At 64.9% G+C, this 22,714-nt stretch carries 21 protein-coding genes and 1 pseudogene; 12 read left to right on the forward strand and 10 right to left on the reverse strand.

Features of this window, described 5'->3' with window-relative positions; all coding sequences use genetic code 11:
- Positions 1–125: 125 nt before the first annotated feature.
- From OC450_RS24360 to OC450_RS24385, 6 genes are all read left to right on the forward strand, one after another.
- Entirely contained in the window at positions 126–1,544 is a 1,419-nt protein-coding gene (locus OC450_RS24360; RefSeq protein ID WP_262048820.1) for a M20 family metallopeptidase, read from the forward strand.
- A gap of 261 nt (positions 1,545–1,805) precedes the next feature.
- Entirely contained in the window at positions 1,806–3,596 is a 1,791-nt protein-coding gene (locus tag OC450_RS24365; RefSeq protein WP_262048821.1) for a peptide ABC transporter substrate-binding protein, read from the forward strand.
- A 29-nt stretch (positions 3,597–3,625) separates the two neighbouring features.
- Positions 3,626–4,585 (forward strand): ABC transporter permease, encoded by a 960-nt coding sequence (locus OC450_RS24370; protein ID WP_262048822.1) that lies wholly within the window; start codon positions 3,626–3,628, stop codon positions 4,583–4,585.
- Complete coding sequence (locus tag OC450_RS24375; RefSeq protein WP_211381208.1) at positions 4,551–5,468, forward strand: ABC transporter permease; 918 nt, start codon at positions 4,551–4,553, stop codon at positions 5,466–5,468. The genes OC450_RS24370 and OC450_RS24375 overlap by 35 nt, the downstream gene beginning before the upstream one ends.
- The gene (locus OC450_RS24380) at positions 5,468–6,463 is read left to right on the forward strand and encodes an ABC transporter ATP-binding protein (RefSeq protein ID WP_211381209.1); all 996 of its coding nucleotides are present in this window, start codon (positions 5,468–5,470) and stop codon (positions 6,461–6,463) included. The genes OC450_RS24375 and OC450_RS24380 overlap by 1 nt, the downstream gene beginning before the upstream one ends.
- Positions 6,460–7,428: an ABC transporter ATP-binding protein gene (locus OC450_RS24385; protein WP_211381210.1), complete on the forward strand. Its 969-nt coding sequence runs from the start codon at positions 6,460–6,462 to the stop codon at positions 7,426–7,428. The genes OC450_RS24380 and OC450_RS24385 overlap by 4 nt, the downstream gene beginning before the upstream one ends.
- Before the next feature lie 8 nt (positions 7,429–7,436).
- Here OC450_RS24385 and OC450_RS24390 read toward each other — a convergent pair whose 3' ends face one another.
- Positions 7,437–7,658 (reverse strand): dodecin, encoded by a 222-nt coding sequence (locus tag OC450_RS24390; protein WP_211381211.1) that lies wholly within the window; start codon positions 7,656–7,658, stop codon positions 7,437–7,439.
- Between the two features lie 438 nt (positions 7,659–8,096).
- Between OC450_RS24390 and OC450_RS24395 the strand changes: the two are divergent.
- Positions 8,097–8,297: pseudogene (locus OC450_RS24395) on the forward strand (beta-glucosidase); the annotation flags it as partial.
- Between the two features lie 9 nt (positions 8,298–8,306).
- Here OC450_RS24395 and OC450_RS24400 read toward each other — a convergent pair.
- The 7 genes from OC450_RS24400 to OC450_RS24430 form a co-directional block, all read right to left on the reverse strand.
- Positions 8,307–8,864: an HNH endonuclease gene (locus OC450_RS24400; RefSeq protein WP_018316280.1), complete on the reverse strand. Its 558-nt coding sequence runs from the start codon at positions 8,862–8,864 to the stop codon at positions 8,307–8,309.
- A gap of 219 nt (positions 8,865–9,083) precedes the next feature.
- Positions 9,084–10,061, reverse strand: a complete 978-nt coding sequence (locus tag OC450_RS24405; protein WP_211381213.1) for a peptidyl-alpha-hydroxyglycine alpha-amidating lyase family protein — start codon at positions 10,059–10,061, stop codon at positions 9,084–9,086.
- A 14-nt stretch (positions 10,062–10,075) separates the two neighbouring features.
- Positions 10,076–11,845, reverse strand: a complete 1,770-nt coding sequence (locus tag OC450_RS24410) for a flavin-containing monooxygenase (protein ID WP_256807308.1) — start codon at positions 11,843–11,845, stop codon at positions 10,076–10,078.
- Between the two features lie 76 nt (positions 11,846–11,921).
- A complete protein-coding gene (locus OC450_RS24415) occupies positions 11,922–13,007 on the reverse strand; it encodes a DUF2855 family protein (protein WP_262048823.1) in 1,086 nt (361 codons plus the stop codon).
- A 96-nt stretch (positions 13,008–13,103) separates the two neighbouring features.
- The gene (locus OC450_RS24420) at positions 13,104–14,630 is read right to left on the reverse strand and encodes an acyl-CoA synthetase (RefSeq protein ID WP_256807306.1); all 1,527 of its coding nucleotides are present in this window, start codon (positions 14,628–14,630) and stop codon (positions 13,104–13,106) included.
- 24 nt (positions 14,631–14,654) lie between these two features.
- The gene (locus OC450_RS24425) at positions 14,655–15,839 is read right to left on the reverse strand and encodes an ABC transporter substrate-binding protein (protein WP_262048824.1); all 1,185 of its coding nucleotides are present in this window, start codon (positions 15,837–15,839) and stop codon (positions 14,655–14,657) included.
- Between the two features lie 35 nt (positions 15,840–15,874).
- Positions 15,875–16,849, reverse strand: a complete 975-nt coding sequence (locus OC450_RS24430; protein WP_262048825.1) for an NAD(P)H-dependent flavin oxidoreductase — start codon at positions 16,847–16,849, stop codon at positions 15,875–15,877.
- A 177-nt stretch (positions 16,850–17,026) separates the two neighbouring features.
- Here OC450_RS24430 and OC450_RS24435 point away from each other — a divergent pair, with 177 nt between their 5' ends.
- Positions 17,027–17,914: a LysR family transcriptional regulator gene (locus OC450_RS24435; protein ID WP_262048826.1), complete on the forward strand. Its 888-nt coding sequence runs from the start codon at positions 17,027–17,029 to the stop codon at positions 17,912–17,914.
- On the opposite strand, the gene OC450_RS24440 is transcribed toward OC450_RS24435, so the two are convergent.
- Positions 17,911–18,564, reverse strand: a complete 654-nt coding sequence (locus OC450_RS24440; protein ID WP_211381220.1) for a DNA-3-methyladenine glycosylase family protein — start codon at positions 18,562–18,564, stop codon at positions 17,911–17,913. The two genes, OC450_RS24435 and OC450_RS24440, sit on opposite strands and share 4 nt — an antisense overlap.
- Positions 18,565–18,678: 114 nt before the next feature.
- On the opposite strand from OC450_RS24440, the gene gluQRS reads away from it, so the two are divergent.
- Both gluQRS and OC450_RS24450 read left to right on the forward strand, forming a co-directional pair.
- Positions 18,679–19,548: a tRNA glutamyl-Q(34) synthetase GluQRS gene (gene gluQRS / locus OC450_RS24445; protein WP_256807301.1), complete on the forward strand. Its 870-nt coding sequence runs from the start codon at positions 18,679–18,681 to the stop codon at positions 19,546–19,548.
- A 90-nt stretch (positions 19,549–19,638) separates the two neighbouring features.
- Positions 19,639–20,925, forward strand: coding sequence for an ATP-binding protein (locus tag OC450_RS24450; protein WP_256807300.1), 1,287 nt, complete (start codon positions 19,639–19,641; stop codon positions 20,923–20,925).
- Here OC450_RS24450 and OC450_RS24455 read toward each other — a convergent pair.
- Complete coding sequence (locus tag OC450_RS24455; protein ID WP_211381223.1) at positions 20,852–21,745, reverse strand: YihY/virulence factor BrkB family protein; 894 nt, start codon at positions 21,743–21,745, stop codon at positions 20,852–20,854. The two genes, OC450_RS24450 and OC450_RS24455, sit on opposite strands and share 74 nt — an antisense overlap.
- A gap of 173 nt (positions 21,746–21,918) precedes the next feature.
- On the opposite strand from OC450_RS24455, the gene OC450_RS24460 reads away from it, so the two are divergent.
- Both OC450_RS24460 and OC450_RS24465 read left to right on the forward strand, forming a co-directional pair.
- Positions 21,919–22,113 (forward strand): twin transmembrane helix small protein, encoded by a 195-nt coding sequence (locus OC450_RS24460; RefSeq protein WP_211381224.1) that lies wholly within the window; start codon positions 21,919–21,921, stop codon positions 22,111–22,113.
- A gap of 2 nt (positions 22,114–22,115) precedes the next feature.
- A complete protein-coding gene (locus OC450_RS24465; protein WP_211382382.1) occupies positions 22,116–22,688 on the forward strand; it encodes a cob(I)yrinic acid a,c-diamide adenosyltransferase in 573 nt (190 codons plus the stop codon).
- Positions 22,689–22,714 lie beyond the last annotated feature (26 nt).

Below are 22,714 nucleotides of genomic sequence, written 5' to 3' on the forward strand. Positions count from 1 at the left end.
GCAAGCAGGTGGTCGTTCGATCCGGCATCCGCCGCATGGCTGGTGTCCGGCGAGGTGCTAGGCGCCATGCAGTGAAGCTGCTAACCATTGCCGCTTCGTTTGACCCAGGGATCACGGACCGAAGCATGGACAATCGCAGCGACATCTGGCGTGGCATCGACACGATCAAGGCACGTTTCATCGACCTCAGCGACAAGGTCTGGGGCATGCCGGAGGTCTGCTACACCGAAGCGCGGTCCGCCGCCGAGCATCTCGCCGAGCTCCGCCACCAGGGTTTCCGCATCACCGAGCAGGTCGCGGGCATTCCGACCGCGGTGATGGGCGAATGGGGTGAGGGCGGACCGGTCATTGCCTTCATGGGTGAATATGACGCGCTGCCGGGCCTCAGCCAGGAGGCCGGCGTTGCCGAGCACCGTCCGGTCGAGACCGGCGGCCACGGCCATGGCTGCGGTCACAATCTGCTCGGTTCCGCGGCGCTGCTCGCCGCCACCGCGGTGAAGGACTGGCTCGCCGAGAACAAGGTGCCGGGCCGCGTGCGCTATTACGGCTGCCCGGCCGAAGAGGGCGGCGCGGCAAAAGCGTTCATGGTGCGCTCCGGTGCATTCGAGGATGCCGACATCGCCATCACCTGGCATCCGCACAGCTTCTGGGAAGTGGCGGTGACGCCGTCGCTCGCCAACACGCGCGCAGACTTCATCTTTACCGGCCGCACCTCGCATGCCGCGGCTTCCCCGCATCTCGGCCGCTCCGCGCTCGACGCGGTGGAATTGATGAATGTCGGCGTGAACTACATGCGCGAGCACATGCCGAGCGATGCGCGCGTGCATTACGCGTTGCTGGACACCGGCGGCATTGCCCCCAACGTGGTGCAGGCGCATGCGCGCGTGCGCTACTCGATCCGCGCCCGCGATCTGCCCGGCATGAACGAGCTCGTCGGACGCGTGAGCAAGATCGCAGATGGCGCAGCGTTGATGACCGAGACCAAGGTCGAGATGAAGATCATCTCCGCGGTCTCCAACATCCTGCCGAACACGCCGCTGGAGCAGGCGCTGCATCGGGTCATGGAAGAGCTCGGACCGCCGCATTTCGACGACGCGGACAAGGGTTTTGCCAGCCAGATCCGCGCGACGCTGAGCGACAAGGACATCGCGTCGGTCTATTACGCGATCGGCATGGAGCCGACCGATCGGCCGCTGGCCGACTTCCTGGTGCCGCTCGATGCCAAGCGCAACCCGCTGGTCGGCTCGACCGACGTCGGCGATGTGAGCTGGGTCGTGCCGACCGTGCAGGTTCACGCACCGACGGTTGCAATCGGCACGCCGTTCCACACCTGGCAGGTGGTGGCGCAGGGCAAGAGCGGACACGCCCACAAGGCGATGGTGCAGGCTGCCAAGGCGATGGCGGGTATCGGCATCAAGGCGCTGACGGATCCGGAGCTGATCAAGGCCGCCAAGGCTGACCTCAAGAAGCGGACTGCCAAGACACCTTATGTCTGCCCGCTGCCGGACCACGTGGCGCCGCCGCTCAACATGTCCGTGGCGTAGAATTTCGCCTCAATACTTCGTCTGATGTGGCGAACAAATTTTCTGCAGTGCAACGCGGAATCCGGCGTGTTTTAGCGCCGGATTGCCGAACGCTTGGGCTGCGGAACATGGTTTTGCCCAACAGACAGCCACAACACTGTTTGCATACACACGGTCGCAGTTGACGCGCGGCCCATTCGGTGTGCCATCTACCGCGAGCCAAAACCCGGCGGCCGCCCCGCGGCTGCCTTCATCCATACGGGAACCAGACGGGGGACAACCATGCTGGATAAAGAACTGCGTTCGATGATCGGCGACGTGAAGGACGGGCGAATGGATCGCCGCGCCTTCATCAAGCGCATGGCCGCTGTCGGTCTCACCGCTCCCCTCGCCAATCAGATCCTCGCGCTCGGCGGCGTTGCCATGGCGCAAAGCCCCGCGGTCTATAAGCCAACCAAGCGCGGGGGCGGCGGCCCTCTCAAGCTTTTGTGGTGGCAGGGGCCGACGCTGCTCAATCCGCATTTCGCCACCGGCACCAAGGACCAGGACGGGTCGCGGTTGTTCTATGAGCCGCTCGCAAGCTGGGACGCCGACGGCAATCTCAACCCGATTCTCGCCGCAGAGATTCCCTCGGTCGCAAACGGCGGTCTCGCCGCCGATGCCAAGTCGGTGGTCTGGAAAATCAAGCCGGGAGTCAAATGGCACGACGGCAAACTGCTCTCTGCCGACGACTTCGTGTTCACCTGGCAATACGCCAGCGATCCCGCCACGGCTGCCGTCAGCATCAGCACCTATGGTGAGATTACGGTCGAGAAGGTGAGCGATCTTTCGATTCGCATCCTGTTCAAGACTCCCACGCCATTCTGGGCAAATGCCTTCGTCGGCGCCTATGGTTGCGTTCTCCCGAAGCATCTGTTCGCGGACTACAAGGGTTCGAAGTCCCGCGAGGCTCCGAGCAATCTGGCCCCGGTGGGCACCGGCCCCTATAAATTCGTGGAGTTCAAGCCGGGCGATCTGGTGCGCGGCCAGCTCAATCCCGACTACCATATGCCCAACCGGCCGCATTTCGACACGATCGAGATGAAGGGTGGCGGTGATGCCGTCTCCGCGGCGCGGGCGGTGATCCAGACCGGCGAATTCGATTTCGCTTGGAACATGCAGGTCGAAGACGACGTGCTGCTGCGTCTGGAGAAGGGCGGCAAGGGCAAGACGCTCTACGCCACCGGCGGCGACATCGAGTTCATTGCGATCAACTTCACCGATCCGCACACCGAGGTTGATGGCGAACGGTCCTCGATGAAGACCAAGCACCCGATCCTCTCGGATCCGAACGTGCGCAAGGCACTTTCCCTGCTCGTCGACCGCGAGTCCGTCAAGAAGGCGATCTACGGTCGCGCCGGCCGCGCCACCGCCAACTACCTCAACGGTCCCGAAAAATTCGTTTCTAAGAACACGTCGTGGGAGTTCAACATCGAGAAGGCGTCGAAGATGCTCGACGACGCCGGATGGAAAGTCGGGGCGGATGGCATCCGCGAGAAGGACGGAAAGAAGTTCAAACTTCTGTACCAGACCTCGACCAACGGTCCGCGCCAGAAGACCCAGGCGATCGTCAAGCAGGCCTGCCAGAAGGCCGGCATCGACGTGGAGCTGAAATCGGTCGTTGCCTCGGTGTTCTTCTCGTCGGACGTTGGCAACCCCGATACCTACCCCAAGTTCTATGCCGACATCGAGGAGTTCCAGATCCCGATGACGCAGCCGGATCCGGCCTTGCACATGCGCCGCTACATCTCCGCCAATGTGGCCACCAAGGAGAACAAGTGGCAGGGCCAGAATTTTCCGCGCTACGTCAACAAGGCCTATGATGCCGCCATTGCGGCGGCCGAGTCCGAGACCGATCCGGTCAAGCGCGCCGCGCTATACATCAAGTGCAACGATCTGCTTTGGCAGGACACCGTGTTCATACCCGTGATGCATCGCCTGAAGGTGGAAGCCGCGGCCAACACGCTGCGGCCAGCGCTGAGCGGCTGGGCGAACGAGACGGACAACATCCAGGACTGGTACCGGGAGGCGTGAGGGACGGCCGCTAAGAGGATCCTTCCCCAATGAGTCAGTATGTCCTGCGTCGCTTGCTGATCGCGATCCCGAGCCTGCTCGGCATCTCGGCAGTGCTGTTCTTTGTGTTGGCGCTGGCTCCCGGCGACCCGTTCTCCGAACTGGCGACCAATCCGAACGTGCCGCCCGAAGTGCAAGCCGCACTTCGGGCCAAATTTGGCCTGGATGATCCGATCTATCTTCGTTACCTGCACTGGCTGTCGGCCATGATGCATGGCGACTGGGGTTTTTCGTTCGTCAGCCGGATGAACGTCGATACGCTCATCCTCCAGCGCCTACCGACGACACTCTACGTGATCGGCTCGGCACAGATCCTTGCGCTGCTGGTCGCAATTCCCGTCGGCGTCTATGCGGCGACCAAGCCCTATTCGGTATTCGACCAAGTCGCCAACGCGCTCGCCTTCGTCGGCTTTTCGCTGCCGACCTTCTTCACCGGCATCCTGTTCATCCTGATCTTCTCGGTCACGCTGGACTGGCTGCCTTTCGTCTATACCACCGACATCAAGGGTACCGGCATCCACTGGGTGCTGGAGATGATCCGGCAGGCGATCATGCCGGTGGCGGTGCTCGGCCTGTTCCAGGCGGCGTCGATGACGCGTTTCGTTCGCTCGGCAATGCTCGACGTGATCCGGCTCGACTATGTCACCACCGCGCGGGCCAAGGGGCTCGGGCAGGCCACGGTCATCGTAAAGCATGTGATGCGCAACGCCATGATCCCGGTCGTGACGCTGATCGCGTTGCAGATCCCCGCGGTGTTCGGCGGCGCCATCGTCACCGAGCAGATCTTCCGCATCCCCGGCATCGGCTCGCTGCTGATCTCCTCCATCCTTTCCAACGACACGCCGGTGGTGATGGCCGTCACTTTCGTCTTCGCGTGCCTGGTGGTCCTGTTCAATCTCATCGCGGACGTCCTTTATGGCTGGCTTGACCCTCGCATCTCCCTCCGCTGAGCGGCGGGTCTACTCGCCCTGGCGCGAGACGTGGCGGCGCTATAGCCGCCACAAGCTTGCCGTCGTCAGTGCGTTCCTGCTCCTCATTCTGATCCTGGCGGTGGTGGCTGGCCCCTTCATCTGGCGCGTCAAGATCGACGACATCGATATCGTGGCCGGCTTGCAGGGGCCGTCGCTCGCCCATCCATTCGGCACCGACGATCTCGGGCAGGACATCCTCGCCCGCATGATCTATGGCGGGCGTATCTCGCTTGCGGTCGGCCTTGCCGCGATGCTGGTCTCGGTCTTCATCGGCGTGCTGGTCGGCGCGCTCGCCGGCATGTCGCGCGGTGCGCTCGGTCATGGGCTGATGTGGCTCACCGATCTCTTTTTGTCGTTGCCGCAATTGCCACTGCTGCTGCTGCTCATCTATCTCTTCCGGGACGGGCTCAAGGCCGCATTCGGCCCCGAAGGCGGCATCTTCATCCTGATCGTGCTTGTGATCGGCGGCCTGCGCTGGATGCCGGTCGCTCGCCTCGTGCGCGCGCAGTTCCTGTCGATCCGCGAGAAGGAGTTCGTCGAAGCCGCGCGCGCGCTCGGAGCCAGCCCGGTGCGGCAGGTGGTGCGCCACATCCTGCCCAATGCGCTCGGTCCGGTGATCATCGCCGGCACCATCGACGTCGCCGCCGCCATCATCGCGGAATCGACGCTGTCCTTCCTCGGCCTCGGCTTTCCGCCGGATACCCCGACCTGGGGCCGGCTGCTCTATGATGCCAAGGACTTCCTCGACATCGGCCCGCACTGGGCGCTGTTTCCGGGCGGCGCGATCTTCATCGCGGTGGTCGCCATCAACTTCATCGGCGACGGCCTGCGTGACGCGCTCGATGCGCGGCGGGTGATCTGATGGCGCCACTGCTCGAGATCAAGGGCCTGAAGACCCATTTCTCCACCGACGACGGCATCCTTCAGGCCGTCGACGGCGTCGACATCTCGATCAACCGTGGCGAGACGCTCTGTGTCGTCGGCGAATCCGGCTGCGGCAAGACCGTGACCGCGATGTCGATCCTGAAGCTGATCGCGATGCCGCCGGGCCGCATCGCGGCGGGCCAGATCATCTTCGAGGGCCGCGATCTCGTGCCGCTGACGAGCAGTCAGCTCGACGAGATCCGCGCCAAGGAGATCGGCTTCATCTTCCAGGAGCCGATGACCTCGCTCAATCCGGTGCTCACGATCGGCGAGCAGATCGCCGAAAGCCTGCGCCGCCATGAGAACGTCACCAGGAAACAGGCGATCGAACGCACCATCGAGATGCTCAAGCTGGTGCAGATTCCCAACGCCGAAGGCCGCGTGCACAATTATCCGCACCAGTTCTCCGGCGGCATGCGTCAGCGCGTGATGATCGCGATGGCGCTCGCCTGCAAGCCGAAGCTGATCATCGCCGACGAGCCCACCACCGCGCTCGACGTCACCATCCAGGCACAGATCCTCGATCTGCTCCAGGACATGAAGGAGCGCTTCGGCATGGCGGTGATGCTGATCACCCATGCCATGGGCGTCGTTGCCGAAACCGCGCAACGCGTCGTCGTGATGTATGCCGGCAAAGTGGTCGAGGAAGCGCCGGTCGACGATCTGTTCAGCAACCCGGGCCATCCCTATACGCAAGGGTTGATCCGTTCGATTCCGCGCATCGACCTGGACAGCGAGCACAAGACGCGGCTCGAGGCGATCGGCGGCTCGGTGCCGATCCTGATCAACCCGCCGGTCGGCTGCCGCTTTGCGCCGCGCTGCAAGTTCGCAATGAACGTCTGCACCGAGAAGGAGCCGCTGCTGCGCGAGATCGCACCCAGCCATCGCATGGCCTGTCATCTCGGCGATACGCAGTTGGGAGGTGCGGCATGACCGAGCCCTTGCTCCGCGTCAGCGGCCTGAAGAAATATTTCCCCGTGCTCGGCGGCCTGCTGTCGCGCCAGGTCGGCACCGTCTATGCGGTCGACGGCGTGTCGTTCTCGGTCAATCGCGGCGAGACGCTCGGTCTCGTCGGCGAATCCGGCTGCGGCAAGTCGACGACGGGACGCTGCGTGCTGCGCCTGATCGAGCCGACTGACGGCGAGGTTACTTTCGACGGCCAGGACGTGCGCCAGCTCGGCGGCAACGATCTGCGCGCGATGCGGCGGAACATGCAGCTCGTGTTCCAGGATCCGTTCGCCTCGCTCAATCCGCGCATGACGGTCGGCGCCATCCTCGGCGAGGCGCTCGTGATCCATAAGCTTGGTTCATCGGCCAAGGAGCGTGAGGATCGCGTCGCGAGCCTGCTGGTGAAGGTCGGTCTCAAGGCCGAGCACATGCGGCGCTATCCGCACGAATTCTCCGGCGGCCAGCGCCAGCGCATCGTGATCGCCCGCGCGCTCGCGGTCGAGCCGAAGCTGATCGTCTGCGACGAGCCGGTGTCCGCGCTCGACGTGTCGATTCAGGCCCAGGTCATCAACCTGCTGGAAGATCTCCAGGCCGAGCTGAACCTCACCTATCTCTTCGTCGCGCACGACCTCTCGGTGGTCGAGCACATCTCCGACCGCGTCGCGGTGATGTATCTCGGCCGCATCGTCGAGCTGGCGAAGGCGAACGACCTCTACCGCAACCCGCAGCATCCCTACACCAGGGCGCTCCTGTCAGCGGTGCCGGTGCCGGATCCCAAGCTCAAGCGCGAGCGCATCCGTCTCAAGGGCGACGTGCCGAGCCCGATGAAGCCGCCGTCCGGCTGCCACTTCCACACCCGCTGCCCGATCGCCCAGCCGCGCTGCGCCGAAAGCGCGCCGGAGCTGAAGGAGGGAGCAGGCGGGCACTTCGTGGCGTGCCATCTCGCCTGAAGGGGACTTTACCCGTCAAGCGTAAACCCGACCCGCAGCGTCACTTGATAGTGGCGGACCGCGCCGTTTTCAATGTGGCCGCGCGTCTGCGTGACCTCGAACCATTTCATTTCGCGAATGGTCTTGGCGGCGCGGCCGATTGCGTTCTTGATCGCATCCTCGATCGAGGTCTCGGACGACCCGACCAGCTCCAGGATCTTGTAGACGTGATCGTTCTCGGCTGTGGGCATCGCTATTCTCCCCTGCTGTGGCGGGACCGGATACGACCGTCGCGGACGGTCAGCGCCCGCAAGACATCCGCCCCTCGACTCTGAACGGACGCAGGCGCTTAGGGTTCCGTCCTGGGCGACGGCCCGCCAGCTGCTGTCACGAATTTTGGTCGATTTCTTGCGAGTGCACGAAAATGTGGGTCGCGTGTGCGGGCGGCGCTTTCGAATTGGCGTACCGTACAATGGCTGCTCTTGCCCGTCCCGATGCGGGCGATCTAACCTCCATCCGTTCCTGGCAATTTCGAAGCGCGGTGATGATCGAGCGTTGGACGGGGGGCGCTCTGGCTGCGGTCGGTCTCTGCGCTGTGCCCGCACCAGGCATTGCGCAAGACGAGCTCGACGGCGCGCCGGTGAGCATGTCGCTGCAGGTGACGACCGATCCTTCCACCTTCGAATGCCGACGGCCAGGTCTACGACCCCGACCGTATCATGTTCCTGCGCAACTATTCGACCAGATGCAGCGCGCCACCATCGAGGGCGTGCCGATTCGGCAAGCGTTTCGGCCTCTACCGCGTTGACTTCGAGACCCAGGCAACGGTCCCGAAGCTGAGCGCGGCATTCTATCTCGACGTGGTGGCAAGGAATGCGATCGGGATGTGAGACCAGAGCCTACGGATCCAGTTCCGTATCCCAGTAGAGATAGTCCAGCCAGCTGTCGTGCAGATAGTTCGGCGGGAACAGGCGGCCGTTGCGGTGGAGCTGATGCACGGTCGGGGCGAAGGCGTGCTGGCGCGGAAACATTTTTGCCTGCACCGGCGTAAGATTGCCCTTGCGCAGATTGCAGGGCGAGCACGCCGCGACCACGTTCTCCCAAGTGGTCTGGCCACCTTTGCTGCGCGGGATGATGTGATCGAAGGTGAGGTCTTCGGGCGAGCCGCAATATTGGCAGGCGAAACGATCGCGCAGGAAGACGTTGAACCGGGTGAATGCGGGGTGGGTGGTCGGCTTGACGAAGGATTTGAGCGAGACCACGCTAGGCAGCTGCATTTGCAGCGTCGGGCTATGGACCGCCTGATCGTAATGCGCGACGATGTTGACGCGGTCGAGGAACACCGCCTTGATCGCGTCCTGCCACGACCACAGAGACAGTGGGTAGTAACTCAGCGGCCGGAAGTCCGCGTTCAGCACCAACACCGGCCAACTGCCTTGCGAGACATGTGCGTTCAAGTAACGCTCCCGGCCTCCATGTACGCTGCGAAGCAGCATGTATTGACATACTACATGCAGCGTGACGGGATTGTGAAGCCCGTTGAGCGACTTATTCAGGCGCAAGCAATACGGCGGCGGGGTGGCAAAACGCTCAAAAACGCCGCGATCTGGGGAGCCGCCGCCGGGACGACGTTGGGGGACGACGGCGTTCAATAACGCGGCGGCCTTGCTGGGCAGCTACCCCTGCAGCCGTTCCAGCTTCTGCAGGCATCGTGTCGCGCGCACCGTGGCCGGCATTTCCTCGTCCGGGAAGCTGGTGTCCCAGTTGGTTACGCCAACCTCGCCGACATAGATGTCGCCGCGTGAATCCAGTGCGATGCCGTGGGGTGCCAGGAACTTTCCGCTGGCAACGCCCGGCCCTTCCTCGCCTCCCAGCCGCGCGATGCGTTTTCCCTTGGCGTCGACGATCGACAGCCGCGGGCCGAGATTGGGGACATTGCGATTGATGGCGAGCCCCGGGCCGAGCTCGCCGATCACGAAGGTCGGGGTCTTGCCGCCGCCGCAGCAGCACAGCGCGCAGGGGCGATGCAGATTGTTCCACTGCGTTTCGTATTTGCCCTCGCCGTTGAACACCTGAACGCGGTGGTTCTCGCGGTCGGCGACATAGACCCAGCCGTCGGCATCGGTGGCGATATTGTGCACGATGTTGAACTGGCCGGGGTCGGTGCCGGGCTCACCCCAGCTTTTGATCAGCTTGCCGTCGGGGGTGTATTTGTGCACGCGCGCATTGCCGTAGCCGTCGGACACGTAGATCTCGCCCTTCGGCGACAGCGCCGTGTGGGTGCAGCGGTGGAACGGCTCGCCGCTCATGAACGGGGACGGCTTAGCCGGGATGCCGATCGTCAGCAGCACCTTGCCGTCGGTGGTGCATTTTCGCACGGTGTGGTCGCCGTCGTCGGTGCAGTAGAGATTGTCGTCGGCGTCGATGTGCAGCCCGTGGGCGCGCGAGAACAGCCCTTCGCCGAAACTGCGCAGGAAATTGCCTTCGCGGTCGAGCACGACCATCGGATGGGCGCCGCGGTTGAAGACGTAGACGCGGTCCTTGCTGTCGACCGCGACGGACGCGACGTCGGTCAATTGCCAGCCTTCCGGCAGCTTTGCGAAGTTTTCGACGACGCGGTAGCGATGCTCGCCGGTGCCGAGAATGGCTGGCATTGGTTTCTCTCCTGTCATTCCGGGGCGCGCCCCAAAATCCCTTCCTCGATCCCCTTGATCTGGAGCGCGAGATATTTCGAGTTGATCCGGCATTGCGCCAGGCTGCCGGCGATGAACCACAGGCCGGGCTGGCTCGTGCGCGCATACATGTTGCGCAGCTCGAGGCCGTCGCCAAAGCCCCAGATCGGGCCGACGCGATCGGCGACGGCATCGCCGAACAGCTTTCGCACCAGATATTCCTGTGGCTTGTAGCCCGTGGACAGCACGATGAGATCGGCTGCGATATTCGAGCCGTCCTTCATCCGGGCGCCGCCGGCCGTGAAGCTCTCGACGTCTGCAAACTGCATGAGCTTGATCGCGCCCTCGACGATCAGGTTGGAGCAGCCGACATTGAAGTAATAGCCGCCGCCGCGGGTGAGGTATTTGAATTGCCAGCCAGTGCCGGCCTCGCCGAAGTCGAGCTTGAAGCCGACTTTGCGCAGACCGTCGAGCAGCTCCTTGTCGAGCTCCTTCGACTGCTCCGTCAGCATCACATGCGTCTTCTTCGCCAGCGGCGTCGGCATCGAGGTCGCTATCAGATCATTGTCCTCCAGCGTACCCTCATTGTAGGTCGCATAAGCTAGCTGGGCAGACGGCTCGATATTGGTAACCAGCGTCGGCGAACGCTGCAGCAGCGTCACCTCCGCGCCGCTGGAATGGAGATCCTGCGCGATGTCGTGGCCGCTGTTGCCGGTGCCGACGACGATGGCTCGCTTGCCCGTCCAGTTCTCTCCGTCCTCGTAGCGGCTGGAATGCAGCAATGTGCCCTTGAAATTCTCGAGGGTCGGAATGTCAGGCACGTTGGCGATACCACTGACGCCAGTTGCCATGACCACATGGCGCGGGTGCATGGCGCGCGAACTGCCATCGGCGCGTCGCAGCGTGACGGTCCAGCAGCCTCTGGCCTCGTCATAGGCGCCGCCCTCGAACTCGGTGCCGGTCCAGAAGTTCAGCTCCATCGCGTCGACATAGGCTTCGAACCAGTTGGCGAGCTTGTCCTTGGGGATATAGGTCGGCCAGTTCGGCGGGAACGGCATGTAGGGCAGGTGATTCACCTGCACCTGGTTGTGCAGGGTCAGCGCGTGATAGCGCTTGCGCCAGTTGTCGCCGATCCGGGCCTCGCGATCGACGATCAGCGTGTCGATTTTCAGCTGCTTCAGCCGCGCCGCGATCGCAAGCCCGGCCTGGCCGCCGCCGACCACCAGCACGGCCGGATCGCGATCGGAATACTCGCGCGAGGCGTTGCGTAAATCGAGCCAGTTCGGGCCGCGGAAGTCGCGCGAATAGGCCTGGCCGCGCGGCCGCGACGTGCCAAGCTGTTCCTCGAACCCTTTGAGTGTGTCGAGTGCGGTGAGGAGCGTCCACGCCTTCAGCCGGTCGCCGTCGGCCGCATCGGGCACGAGCCGGACGATGCCGCTGCCGCGGCCAAACGCGGTCTCGAAATCGAAGATGGCTTCGATGTTACTGGTGCCGGCGCGGATCACCCAGCGCGGCGGCGCGCGATTCGGCGCGACCTTGAAATTGGAAGGCACCACCTTGGGTGCAAGCGCAGCCAGTGCCAGTGCAACTTCGTTCCGGCCACCGATCGTCTGCAGGTTCCAGCTCAGCGCCAGCGCGTCGCGCCAAAAGCTGTCGGCGAGGAAGAGGCGGTCGAGCGCGGCGGGATCAGGCTTGACCAGCGTGCGCTCGAATTCATCGAGCCAGGCTTGCGCCGAGACGGAAATATCCTTCGTCTTGTCCAGCATGCGCGACCTCGTGGCCGTCTTCGCGGCATTTGCTCGGAGGTCAAGCTATACCGGATCAGCCGACGTCAAAAGCGCTTTACCCGAGCAGTGAAAGCATGTGGCCCTGCTCCGGCGGAATGCGCCCCTTCAGCGTATCGAGATAGATCCGCCGCACCGCCTCCGGGCCGCGGCTCTCGACCACGCTCAGGCTTCTCTGCAGCAGCGGCGCAAAGCCGGACCATGCCGCGCCAAAGCGCTGCTCGATGCCGCCGGGGCCCCATTCCTTGGCGCGCTTGCGGATCTGGTCGGGCGCGAAGAACCAGCGCGGTCTTGCGCCGGGCAGGGCGCCTTCGTCGGCGTCGGTCGCGCGATGCGTCAAACCGACGCGCACCGAGCATTTCATCTGCTCGCCGAAGTGCTGGTGCAGTCCGGCGCGCAACGCGCTGTTGCCGGCCATGTCGACGAAGGCGACAGGCGTATCCGTCGGCAGCGACGTCACGCGGTCATAGGTGGCGACCTCGTCGTAGCAGCCGAGCGAGGTCACGAAGCCGGTGTTGCCGGCCGAGGTCAGCCCGATCACCTTGCGGCCGCGGGTATGCAGGAGATGGGCGAGCCCAAACGCGGTCTTGCTCGAGGCGCTCGAGAGCAGCACGGTGCGCGCGCCGAAATCGCCGGTCTCTGCGAGGAAATCGTCGACCAGGAACGACAGCATGAACAGCGGCCGCAGCAGCGCCTGGTAGTCACCCTGCCGGCCGTCATAGGCGGGATCGCCGCTGACGCGCGCATAGGCGTTGTAGACCGGCGCCACGCCCTGCCGGTGCGCGGCACCGTCGCGCAAGCCGCGCTTGCTGACGTCGGTCGCCTCGATCACGAGATGCGTCGCCATCGGGAAATAGCCGAACAGGCGCTCGCCCACGGCCACGCTGGGGTGTTTCGAGGCGATCACCTGGCCAAAGCCCCATACCGGAATGTTGCCAAAACCGTTCGGCGCGGGAAACAGCTGCCAGTATTTCAGCTCGTCGCCGAGCACCGCATAGGTGATGTTGTTAGCCGTAAAAGCGAAGCGGTCGATCTTGACGAGCAGCGCGTCAGGCGGGAGCGAATCCGCGTCGGGAAGCTCGGTCGCAATCACCTTGCACTGCTCGAGATCATCTCGCGCAACGATGAAGTCGGTCGATGTCATGGCTGTGATCCCGGCTCTATTCGCCGGCATCTCATCATTTACCGGCGACCCTTTTGCAACAGCAACATAGTTTTAAACGCTGTTTGCAGCCGTTCGTCACGCACCGGCGCGTGCATGGCCTGCCCAATAGGGCTCCCGCAGCTTGCGCTTGAAGATCTTTCCGGTTGCCTCGCGCGGCAGCTCGTCGCGGAATTCGACGTCCTTGGGCACCTTGAAATTGGCAAGCCGCTCGCGCAGGAACGATCGGACGGCGTCGGCCGAGAGCTCGGCGCCCGATTCTGGCTCGACAAACGCGCACAGCCGCTCGCCAAATTCGGCGTCGGGAATGCCGAACACGGCGCAGTCGCGCACGCCGGGCATTCCGATCAGCGCGTTCTCGATCTCGGCGGGATAAATGTTCACGCCGCCGGAGATCACCATGTCGCGCTTGCGGTCGCACAGGAACAGATAGCCATCCTCGTCGAGGTAACCGACGTCGCCGACGCTGACGAGGCCGTCGCGGCCGGCCTCGGCCCTGGCCTGCGGCTTGCCGTGATAGTCGAAATCGGGCACCGCCATCTGGCGCATGTAGATCTCGCCGACCTCGTTGGCGCCACAGAGGCCGCCGTCCTCGCGGAAGATTTTGACGATGCCGCCCTCGATGGCGCGGCCGACCGTGCCGGGCTTCGTCAACGCCTCCTCGGCCGAGTGCCACACCGGGATCCCGGTCTCGGTGGAGCCGAAATATTCGTTGATGACCGGCCCCCACCACTCGATCATGGCGCGCTTGATTTCGAGCGCGCAGGGTGCGGCACCGTGCACGACGAAACGCAGCGACGACAGGTCGTAACGCTGCCTGACGGTCTCGGGCAGGCGCAACAGCCGGACGAACATGGTCGGCACCATGTGGATGTGCGTGACCCGGTGGCGCTCGACCAGCGCGAGCAGCTCCTCGGCGTCGAACCGCGCCTGGAGGACAATGGTGCAACCGTTGCGGAACGCCATCATGCCGTAGGAGTGCGGCGCCGAGTGATACATCGGCCCGTTGATCAGCACGACCTGGTTGTCCCGCGGCTTGATGCCATAGGCGATGGCGCCCACGCGCTCTGAGGCGGCCGCCTGGTCAGGCTGCATCGGCATGCGCCGCACGCCTTTCGGCATGCCCGTGGTCCCGGATGTGTAGATCATCGCTGCTGCGCGCCGCGGCGGCTCCTGCGCTTCGGTCTGGCCGTCGCGCCAGCGGTCCCAATCGGGAAGTCCGGCCGGGACCTCGGTCATCACAGGGGGAATGGCGAAGGTCGCGGCGAGCTCGGGCGGCGTCTCGACGACGAGGACGCGGACATCCGCCGGCACGCCGTCACGGATCTGCGGCAGCAAATCGGCGTGGCAGACCAGGATCTTCGCGCCGCTGTCGGCGAGGATGTAGCGGACCTCCTCGGCCTTCAGATGCCAGTTGATCGGCACCACCGGATTGCCCAGCGCGGCGGAGGCCGCGACCACCTCGAACAGGGCGAAATCGTTGCGCAGCATCATTGCGACCGGCGCGGCCTCGGCGAGGCCCAGGGCGCGGAAGCCGCTCATTGCCCGCCTGATGCGGGCCTGGATATCGTCATGGCCGATCCTGCGTCCGCCGCTGATGATCATGGCGCGTCCTTATTCCGCTCGGGTCTACCGATCATCCAGCACGGCGCCAAATCCGACCCAGCTCTTGCCGTTGAAGCGGCGGAGCTGGAGCTGCTGGAACGGCAGGTAATCGTCGGGGCCGGTCGTGACAGACATGCCAGGCAGCAGCAGCGGCAGTTTCACCTCTTTGAGCGAGGCCGCCTGGCGCATGATGTTGTCGCGGCTGACGTCGTCCTTGCACGCCCTGAGCACCGTCATCAGCAGCGTCGCATAGTGATAGCCGGCCGCGTAGTTGGAGTTGGAGAGGTCCGCGGTCGGCATGTATTGCTTCATGAACGCGAAGTACTCTTTGACGCCGGGATCGTCGGCCCATTGAGGGTCCATCGTGTCCTTCTGGTTGCTCGACGAGATCAGGCCGACCGCATTATCGAGCCCTGCCGGCTCCAGGAACGAGATCGACGAGGCGGAAGTCGGCACGAAGAACAGCTCCGGCTTCCAGCCGATCTCGGCCACGCCCTTGACCATCTGCGAGGTGAACTTGCCGAGCACGACGCCGAACAGCACGTTGGCCCCCGAGGCCTTCAGGGTCGAGAGCTGCGAGCTGATCGTCGGCGCACTGGTCTCGTAGCTCGCTTCCGCGATGATCATGCCGGCCGCCTTGGTGCCGAGCGCGCGCTTGAAGCCCGCGACGTAGTCACGGCCGAAATCGTCGTTCTGCGCTAGGATCGCGATCCTGGCGTCGGGTTTGGTCTGCAGGATGTATTTGGCATAGACCACGCCTTCGGATTCGTAGGCCGCCATGCCCGGCATCGTCCACGGGTTCTTCTGGGGATCGGCCCATTTGGTCGCGCCCGAGAGCACGAACAGCTGCGGTACCTTCTTGGCATTGAGGTAGCGCTGCACGGCGCTATTGGTGGCGGTGCCGAGCGAGCCGAACATCATCAGCACTTCATCCTGCTCCACCAGCTTGCGGGTCTGCTCGACCGTCTTCGGCGGCGAGTAGGCGTCGTCCAGCGTAGTGAACTTGACCTTGCGGCCGTTGATGCCGCCTTCTGCATTGACCTTCTCGAAGAACGCCTCCTGCGTCCGTCCGATCGTGCCGAAGCCGGATGCCGGACCGCTGTAGGGCAGGGTCTGCCCGATGCGGATCTCGTCGCTGCCTTCGGCGCGGGCGCTGCAGGCGGCGAGTGTCAGCAACGACATGCCGATCAGTGCGGATGCAAGCTTCATGTTGTCCTCCCGATTTCTTGTCAGTCCGAGCCCGTTTAGGCGCTGGCGCGCATCAGGAAATCCTGTCGCGCCTGGTCGAATTCGCGCTTCATCCGTTCGACGAGTTCGGCGACCGGCGGCGCGTCGGCGATCTGGCCGATGCCCTGGCCTGAGCCCCAGATGTCGCGCCAGGCCTTGGACTTCATGTTGCCGCCTGAGCCGAAGTTCATCTTCGTCTTGTCGGCGACCGGCAGATTATCCGGATCAAGTCCCGCGGCGGCGATGGAAGGGCCGAGATAGTTGCCGTGCACGCCGGTGAAGAGGTTGGTGTAGACAATGTCATGCGCGGCGTGCTGCGTCAGCGCGGACTTGTAGGCTTCGTCCGCGTTGGCTTCCTTCGTCGCGATGAAGCGCGTGCCCATATAAGCAAGGTCGGCACCCAGCGTCAGCGCGGAGGCGATGGCGAAGCCGTCGCTGATGGCACCCGACAGCAGGATCGCGCCGTCGAACCATTGCTTGACCTCGCGCACCAGCGCGAATGGCGACAGCGTGCCGGCATGGCCGCCGGCGCCGGCGCACACCAGGATCAGGCCATCGACGCCCTGTTCGGCGGCCTTGCGCGCGTGCTTGACGTTGATGACATCGTGGAACACGAGGCCGCCATAGGAATGCGCGGCCTCGACGATCTCCGCCGGCGGCCGCAGCGAGGTGATGATGATGGGCGCCCTGTGCTTCACACAGGTCTCCATGTCCTTCATCAGCCGGTCGTTGGAGGCATGGCAGATCTGGTTGACGGCGTAGGGCGCGACCTTCTTGCCCGGATTGCGCGATTTGTATTCGCCGAGTTCGTCCTCGATGCGGCTCAGCCATTCGTCGAGCTTCTCGACCGGACGGGCGTTGAGCGCCGGAAACGAACCGACGACACCGGCCTTGCACTGGGCGATCACCAGCTCCGGTCCGGAGACGAGGAAGAGCGGCGAGCCGACCACGGGCAGCTCGAGCGAATCCTTCAAGAGAGCGGGCAGCGCCATGATGTCCTCCCGGAAGACGCCACCCGCCGACATGCGGAGGACGAGGCGTTTCCCTGTTGATTGTCGCGGGCGGGTTGCCGCCGCTGTTCCGTTTCACGCCACTATAAGGGTTGGAGAGCCGGCTCCTATCGTTCAATATTGAACCGGTGGCTATTCAGATATGAACGGGGGCGGTCGATGGACTGGGACCTTTGCAAGACCTTCGTCGCGGTCGCCGATACCGGCAGTTTCACCGCCGCCGCGCGCCGGCTGCACACCAGCCATCCCACCGTCAGCCGCAAGATCGCGGCGCTGGAAGCCCAACTCGGCACCAGACTGGTGGCGCGCGCCGCCGACGGTCTGGCGCTGACAGCGGATGGACGGACACTGCGCGAGCATGCCGAGGCGATGGCCGCAGCGGCGCTGCGGGCGGAGACGGCAGTCTCGGCCGGCGGGCACAAGGCGCGCGGCACCGTCAAGCTGTCGATCGGCGCGACGCTGGCCTCGCATTGGCTGATGCCGCGCCTGCCTGCCTTCCTGCGCGCGCATGATCACATTCAGCTCGAGATCATCACCCATCCGTTTCCGGCCAGCGTGCGCCGGCGCGAAGCGGACGTGGTGCTGCGGCCTTTCGACAGCGGCGAGGAAAACCTCGTCGGCCGCAAGATCGGCCGTCTCGGCACCGGATTCTACGCCTCGCGGGACTATGCCGGCGGGCGGGCCTTGCCGGAACGGCGTGGCGAGTGGAAGGGGCACAGCGTCATCGGTTTCGCCGACCAGACGTCCAATGTGCAGCTTGCGCGCTGGAGCGATGTCGTCTCGCGTCAGGCCAGGGTGGTGATGCGCTGCTCGTCGCAGGGCGACATGCTCGCGGCGGCGCGTGCCGGGATCGGAATCTCCGCGCTGTCGTGCTTCGTCGCCGAAACCTATCCCGATCTCGTTCGCGTCGCGCCGCACAAGCTCGCCAGCGTGGCGGACCTGTGGCTGCTCGCCCATCCCGACCTCGTCGAGCTGCCGGCGGTGCGCGCCGTCGTCGATTTCGTCGCCGAGTGCGCCCGGGCCGATCGCATCAGGTTGCGAGGCTAGGCCGATCCGGCGAGTACGCCCTCGCGCTTTTTCACCGCGCGGTAGTAGCTCCACCACAGATGCGCCGCCGCACCGCGCAGGGGACGCCAGGGTTCGGCGAGCGGCGCCATCTGCTTCTCCGTCGGTCGCGTCTTCAGTCCGAGACCAATCTTGATCCCTTCCTGCACGGCCAAGTCCCCGGCGGGCCAGGCATCGCCATGGCCGAGGCAAAACAGCAGATAGAGGTCGGCGGTCCACGGCCCGATGCCGGGCAGCGAGATCAGTGTGTGATGCGCGGCGTCGGCATCCTCCTCGGCGAGCACCTCGAGGTTCAGCCGCTCCGCGATGATCTCGCGCGCGAGATGTTTCAGCGTCTTGATCTTGGCCGCGGAGAGGCCGAGCCGCCCCAGCCGGTCGGTGCGCGCGCGGCGCACGGCGTCATGGTCGAACGGATCGAAGGCCGTCGACAGCCGTCCCCAGATCGCGGAGGCGCTCGCGGTCGAGAGCTGCTGTCCGCAGACGATGTGGGCAAGCCCGGCAAAACCCGGCTCACGCCGCCGCAATGCCGGCATGCCCGCGATCTCGAGCACGGGCTTGAGGCGCGGATCGCGCTTGATCAGCGTGTGGACGGCCTCTTCGAGGTCCGACTGGGTTTCAAGGTGAATGGTCATGGTGGTTCAACTCGTCATGCGCGGGCTTGACCCCTGCATCCATCTCCTATCGTAACTGAGTCTTGCAGGAAGGATTGCCGGGTCAAGCTGGCAATGACGAGTAACATGAAAGCGATGCCACCCGTTTTCCGATTCGCCCCGAGCCCGAACGGCCTCCTGCATCTCGGCCACGCCTATTCGGCGCTGCTGAACTTTGACCGCGCGTGCGAAACCGGCGGACGGCTGTTGCTGCGGATCGAGGATATCGACGCGACGCGATGCCGGCCGGAATACGAAACTGCAATCTACGAAGACCTCGCCTGGCTCGGGATCGCCTGGGAGACGCCGGTGCGGCGGCAGTCGGAGCATCTCGGCACGTATCGCGCGGCACTGGACGCGCTCTCGGCGCTGGGTCTCGTCTATCCCGCCTTCGAAAGCCGCGCCGAGATCGCAAGGCTCGTCGCGGCGCGCGAGGCGGATGGGCCGTGGCCGCGCGATCCCGACGGTGCGCCGCTCTATCCCGGCGACGCCAAATCGCTGCGCGCCGACGAGCGGGACCGGCTCATCGAGTCCGGCGCGCCTTATGCGCTTCGGCTCGACATGGCGGCCGCCTGCCGCCTCGCCACCAGCCTGAGCTGGAATGAGCTGGGCGAGGGCCCCGACGGCGAGCGCGGCACCGTCCCGGCGCGGCCGGCGGCCTGGGGCGACGTCATCCTGGCGCGCAAGGAGACGCCGACCAGCTACCATCTCTCCGTGGTGGTCGACGACGCGCTCCAGGGCGTCAGCGAGATCGTGCGGGGCCAGGACCTGTTTCACGCCACCTCGGTGCACCGCCTGCTCCAGGTCCTGCTTGCCCTGCCCGACCCCGCCTACCGCCATCACCGGCTGATTCGCGACGAGACGGGGAGGAAGCAGTCGAAATCGGGCCACGCGACCGGTCTGCGCACCTTGCGCGCGGCCGGCGTCACGCCCGCCGGCATCCGCCAGCTGGTGGGATTAGGTTAAGTTTCTCTGGGGGTTAGCCAAACGCCGCCGTGACTCCGGGTGTTCCGCCGTGCCATGCTTGTCCGACAGCCTGGGGTTCGAAGGGGATCAATGGCGGCGAAAACGCGCCCAGCGCGCACCAAGCGGACGCCCAGGCAACCGTCTCGGAAACGGTCCGGGGCAACCGGGCTATTGCGCGAACGCAGCACGAAGGCGGTCGCGCCAGACGTGATCCAGGCTGCGCTCGCCGCCTTTGCCCATGAGGTCCGCACCCCCCTGACCGGCATTCTCGCGATCAGCGACCTGCTCGCGACCTCCGATCTCGGTGAACGGGAACGGCGCTGGGCCGACACGATCAAGGCCGGGGCCGAGCATCTGGCCAGCCTTGCCACCCTGTTCGTCGATGCCGCCAGGACCGGCAAGGGACCCGGTGGAAGCACACTGCGGCAAGATTTGTTCGACCTGCGTGCGCTTGCCCGCAGCGCCGGCGATTCGCTCGCCGGTCGCGCCGCAGCCAAGGGACTTCAGGCCGAGGTCGATATCTCCGTGAAGCTGCCGGGGCTGGTGGTCGGTGACCCCGTCCGGCTGCGCGCTGCGCTCGAGAACCTGATCGACAACGCCGTCAAGTTCACCGAACACGGCCGCGTGGCGCTCGCGGTCGCGCCCTGGCGTTCCACCAAGGGCGATGCAAAGGGCAACGTCAAGGGCAAGGTGAAGGGCAAAGGCAGGGTCGGTGTCGCCTTTGCGGTGTCCGACAGCGGCATCGGCCTGACCATGGCCGAGATCAAGCGGCTGTTCCGCCCGTTTACCCAGGCCAATGTCACCATTGCCTCGCGCTTCGGCGGGGCCGGCCTGGGCCTGTCCTCGGTCAAGCAACTGGCGCGTGCGATGGGCGGCGATATCACCGTCGCCCCGCGGCGCGGCGGCGGCGCCACCTTCACGTTGACGGTGTCGCTGGAGGCGACCGGATCGGGCAAGTCCCGAAAGTCGAAGGGAGAAGCCGAGGCGGACGCAATGGCGGCGCTGCGCGTGCTCAGCGTCGAGGACAATCCGTTCGGCCGCGTCGTGCTGAACACCATTTTGACCGAGCTCGGCCATCATGCCGAGTTCATCGGGCGCGGCGAGGACGCCGTCGGCCGGCTGGCGCTTGGAGCGTTCGACGCCGTGCTGATGGACATGGTGCTGCCGGGTATCGACGGCGTCGAAGCCATCCGGCGGATACGCACCCTGCCGACGCCGCTGGCTCAGATCCCCATCATCGGGGTGTCCGGTCGCGGCGAGGACGAAATCGCCTCGCGCGAGGCCGGTGCCGACGCCTTCCTGGTCAAGCCTGTGTCTCCGCGGGCTCTAGCGACTGCGCTGCTTGAAGCGACACGCCGTGAGGAAGCCGCGACTTGATGATCGCCGCGTTGAGTTCGCCGCCGTAAACGAAGATCGCGGCGATGAAGTACAGGAACACCAGCGCGATGATCACCGAGGCGAGTCCCGCATACATCGTCACGTAATTGTTGGCGAAGCGCGCCAGATATTGCCCGAACACGACGCCCGAGATCAGCGACGCCACGATGGTGAAGACGATGCCGGGCAGTATCTGGAGGAAGGCGCGCCGTCCCGCAGGCAGCCAGGCATGCAGGATGATGAGCGCCACCACCAGCGCGCCCACGGTGATGCCGTAGCGCAGCCAGGTGAGGATGCTCTCGTTGGATTCGACGACCAGCGGAATGTGGCGCCGTGCCGCCTCGATGAAGAGCGGACCGAGCACGATCAGGAACGCCATGGCGAGCGCGGTGAAGGCCGCGACCAGCGTGTAGCCGATCGACTCCAGCCGCAGCCAGTACCAGCGCCGCATCTCCACCACCGCATAGGCGCGGTTGAGCGCGACCCTGAGCGCCTCGACGCCATTGGAGGCGAAATAAACCGATAGCGCCGCGCCGATGGTCAGCACGCCGGTTCGGGTCGTCGTCAGCACGTCGTGGACCTCTCCCGAGATCGAATCGGCGACCTGCTTGGGCCAGACCTGGAGCATCAGGCTGGCGGCCTGGTCGGCGAGTTCCTTGGAGCCGAAGAAGCCGGCGAGCGAGGTCAGCACGATCAGGAACGGGAACAGCGCCATTAGCGTCGACAGCGCGATATGGCTCGCGATCGCCCAGCCGTCGTCTGCCAGGAACGTGTAGAACGCGTCCATCACGACAACGTAGATGTAGCGGATTGCCTTCACGCGCCACCTACACCGCTGTCGCCGCTCCCTCGCCCCGCTTGCGGGGAGAGGCGAAGAAGGCGGGCAATTCGCGCAAATCAGAAATCATCCAGTCAGCTTCTGATATTATTGGCTTAAAAGCCAGATCGGGAACGCCATAGCGGACCGGCGCACACGGTGATATCTACGCTTGGATGGCATCTGTCCTTGGTACTTTCATCCTGCCGGTGGCGGCCGGCGCCGTGGCGTTGGTGCTGCTGCTCGGCCTCGTCAACATGATGCGTGGCGGCTCGCCCAACACGTCGCAGAAGCTGATGCGCTGGCGCGTGCTGCTTCAGTTCGTGGCGATCGTCATTGCCATGATCGCGGTCTGGGCGATGGGGCGTTGAACATGGTTGTGCTGAATCGCATCTATACGAAGACCGGTGACGACGGCACGACAGCGCTCGGAACTGGCGAGCGCCGTCCGAAATACGATCTGCGCATCGAGGCCTACGGCACTGTCGACGAGACCAACGCCGCGATCGGCGTGGTGCGTCTCCACACCCGCGACATGCCCGAGTTCGACGCGATGCTGGGCCGTATCCAGAACGATCTGTTCGACCTGGGTGCCGACCTTGCGGTACCGGAGCGAGAAGGCAAAGCCGAGCGGCTGCGGGTGGTGGCAAGCCAGGTCGAGCGGCTCGAGCGCGACATCGACGCGCTCAACGAAAAGCTTGCGCCGCTGACCTCCTTCGTTCTGCCGGGTGGCACGCCGTCCGCCGCCTACCTCCATGTCGCCCGCACGATTTGCCGCAGGGCGGAACGCACGATGGTCGAACTGGCGGCCCGGCCCGGCGAGCCCGTTGGCGCGGCTGGCATCCAGTATATGAACCGCCTGTCGGACTTCCTGTTCGTGGCGAGCCGGGCCGCCAACCAAAATGGAGCCGGCGACGTGCTCTGGGTTCCGGGCCAGAATCGCTGACCCATTGAGCGGCGCATTTCTGGGGG

Source organism: Bradyrhizobium sp. Bra78 (genome assembly GCF_024519855.1).
Taxonomy (GTDB): domain Bacteria; phylum Pseudomonadota; class Alphaproteobacteria; order Rhizobiales; family Xanthobacteraceae; genus Bradyrhizobium; species Bradyrhizobium japonicum_G.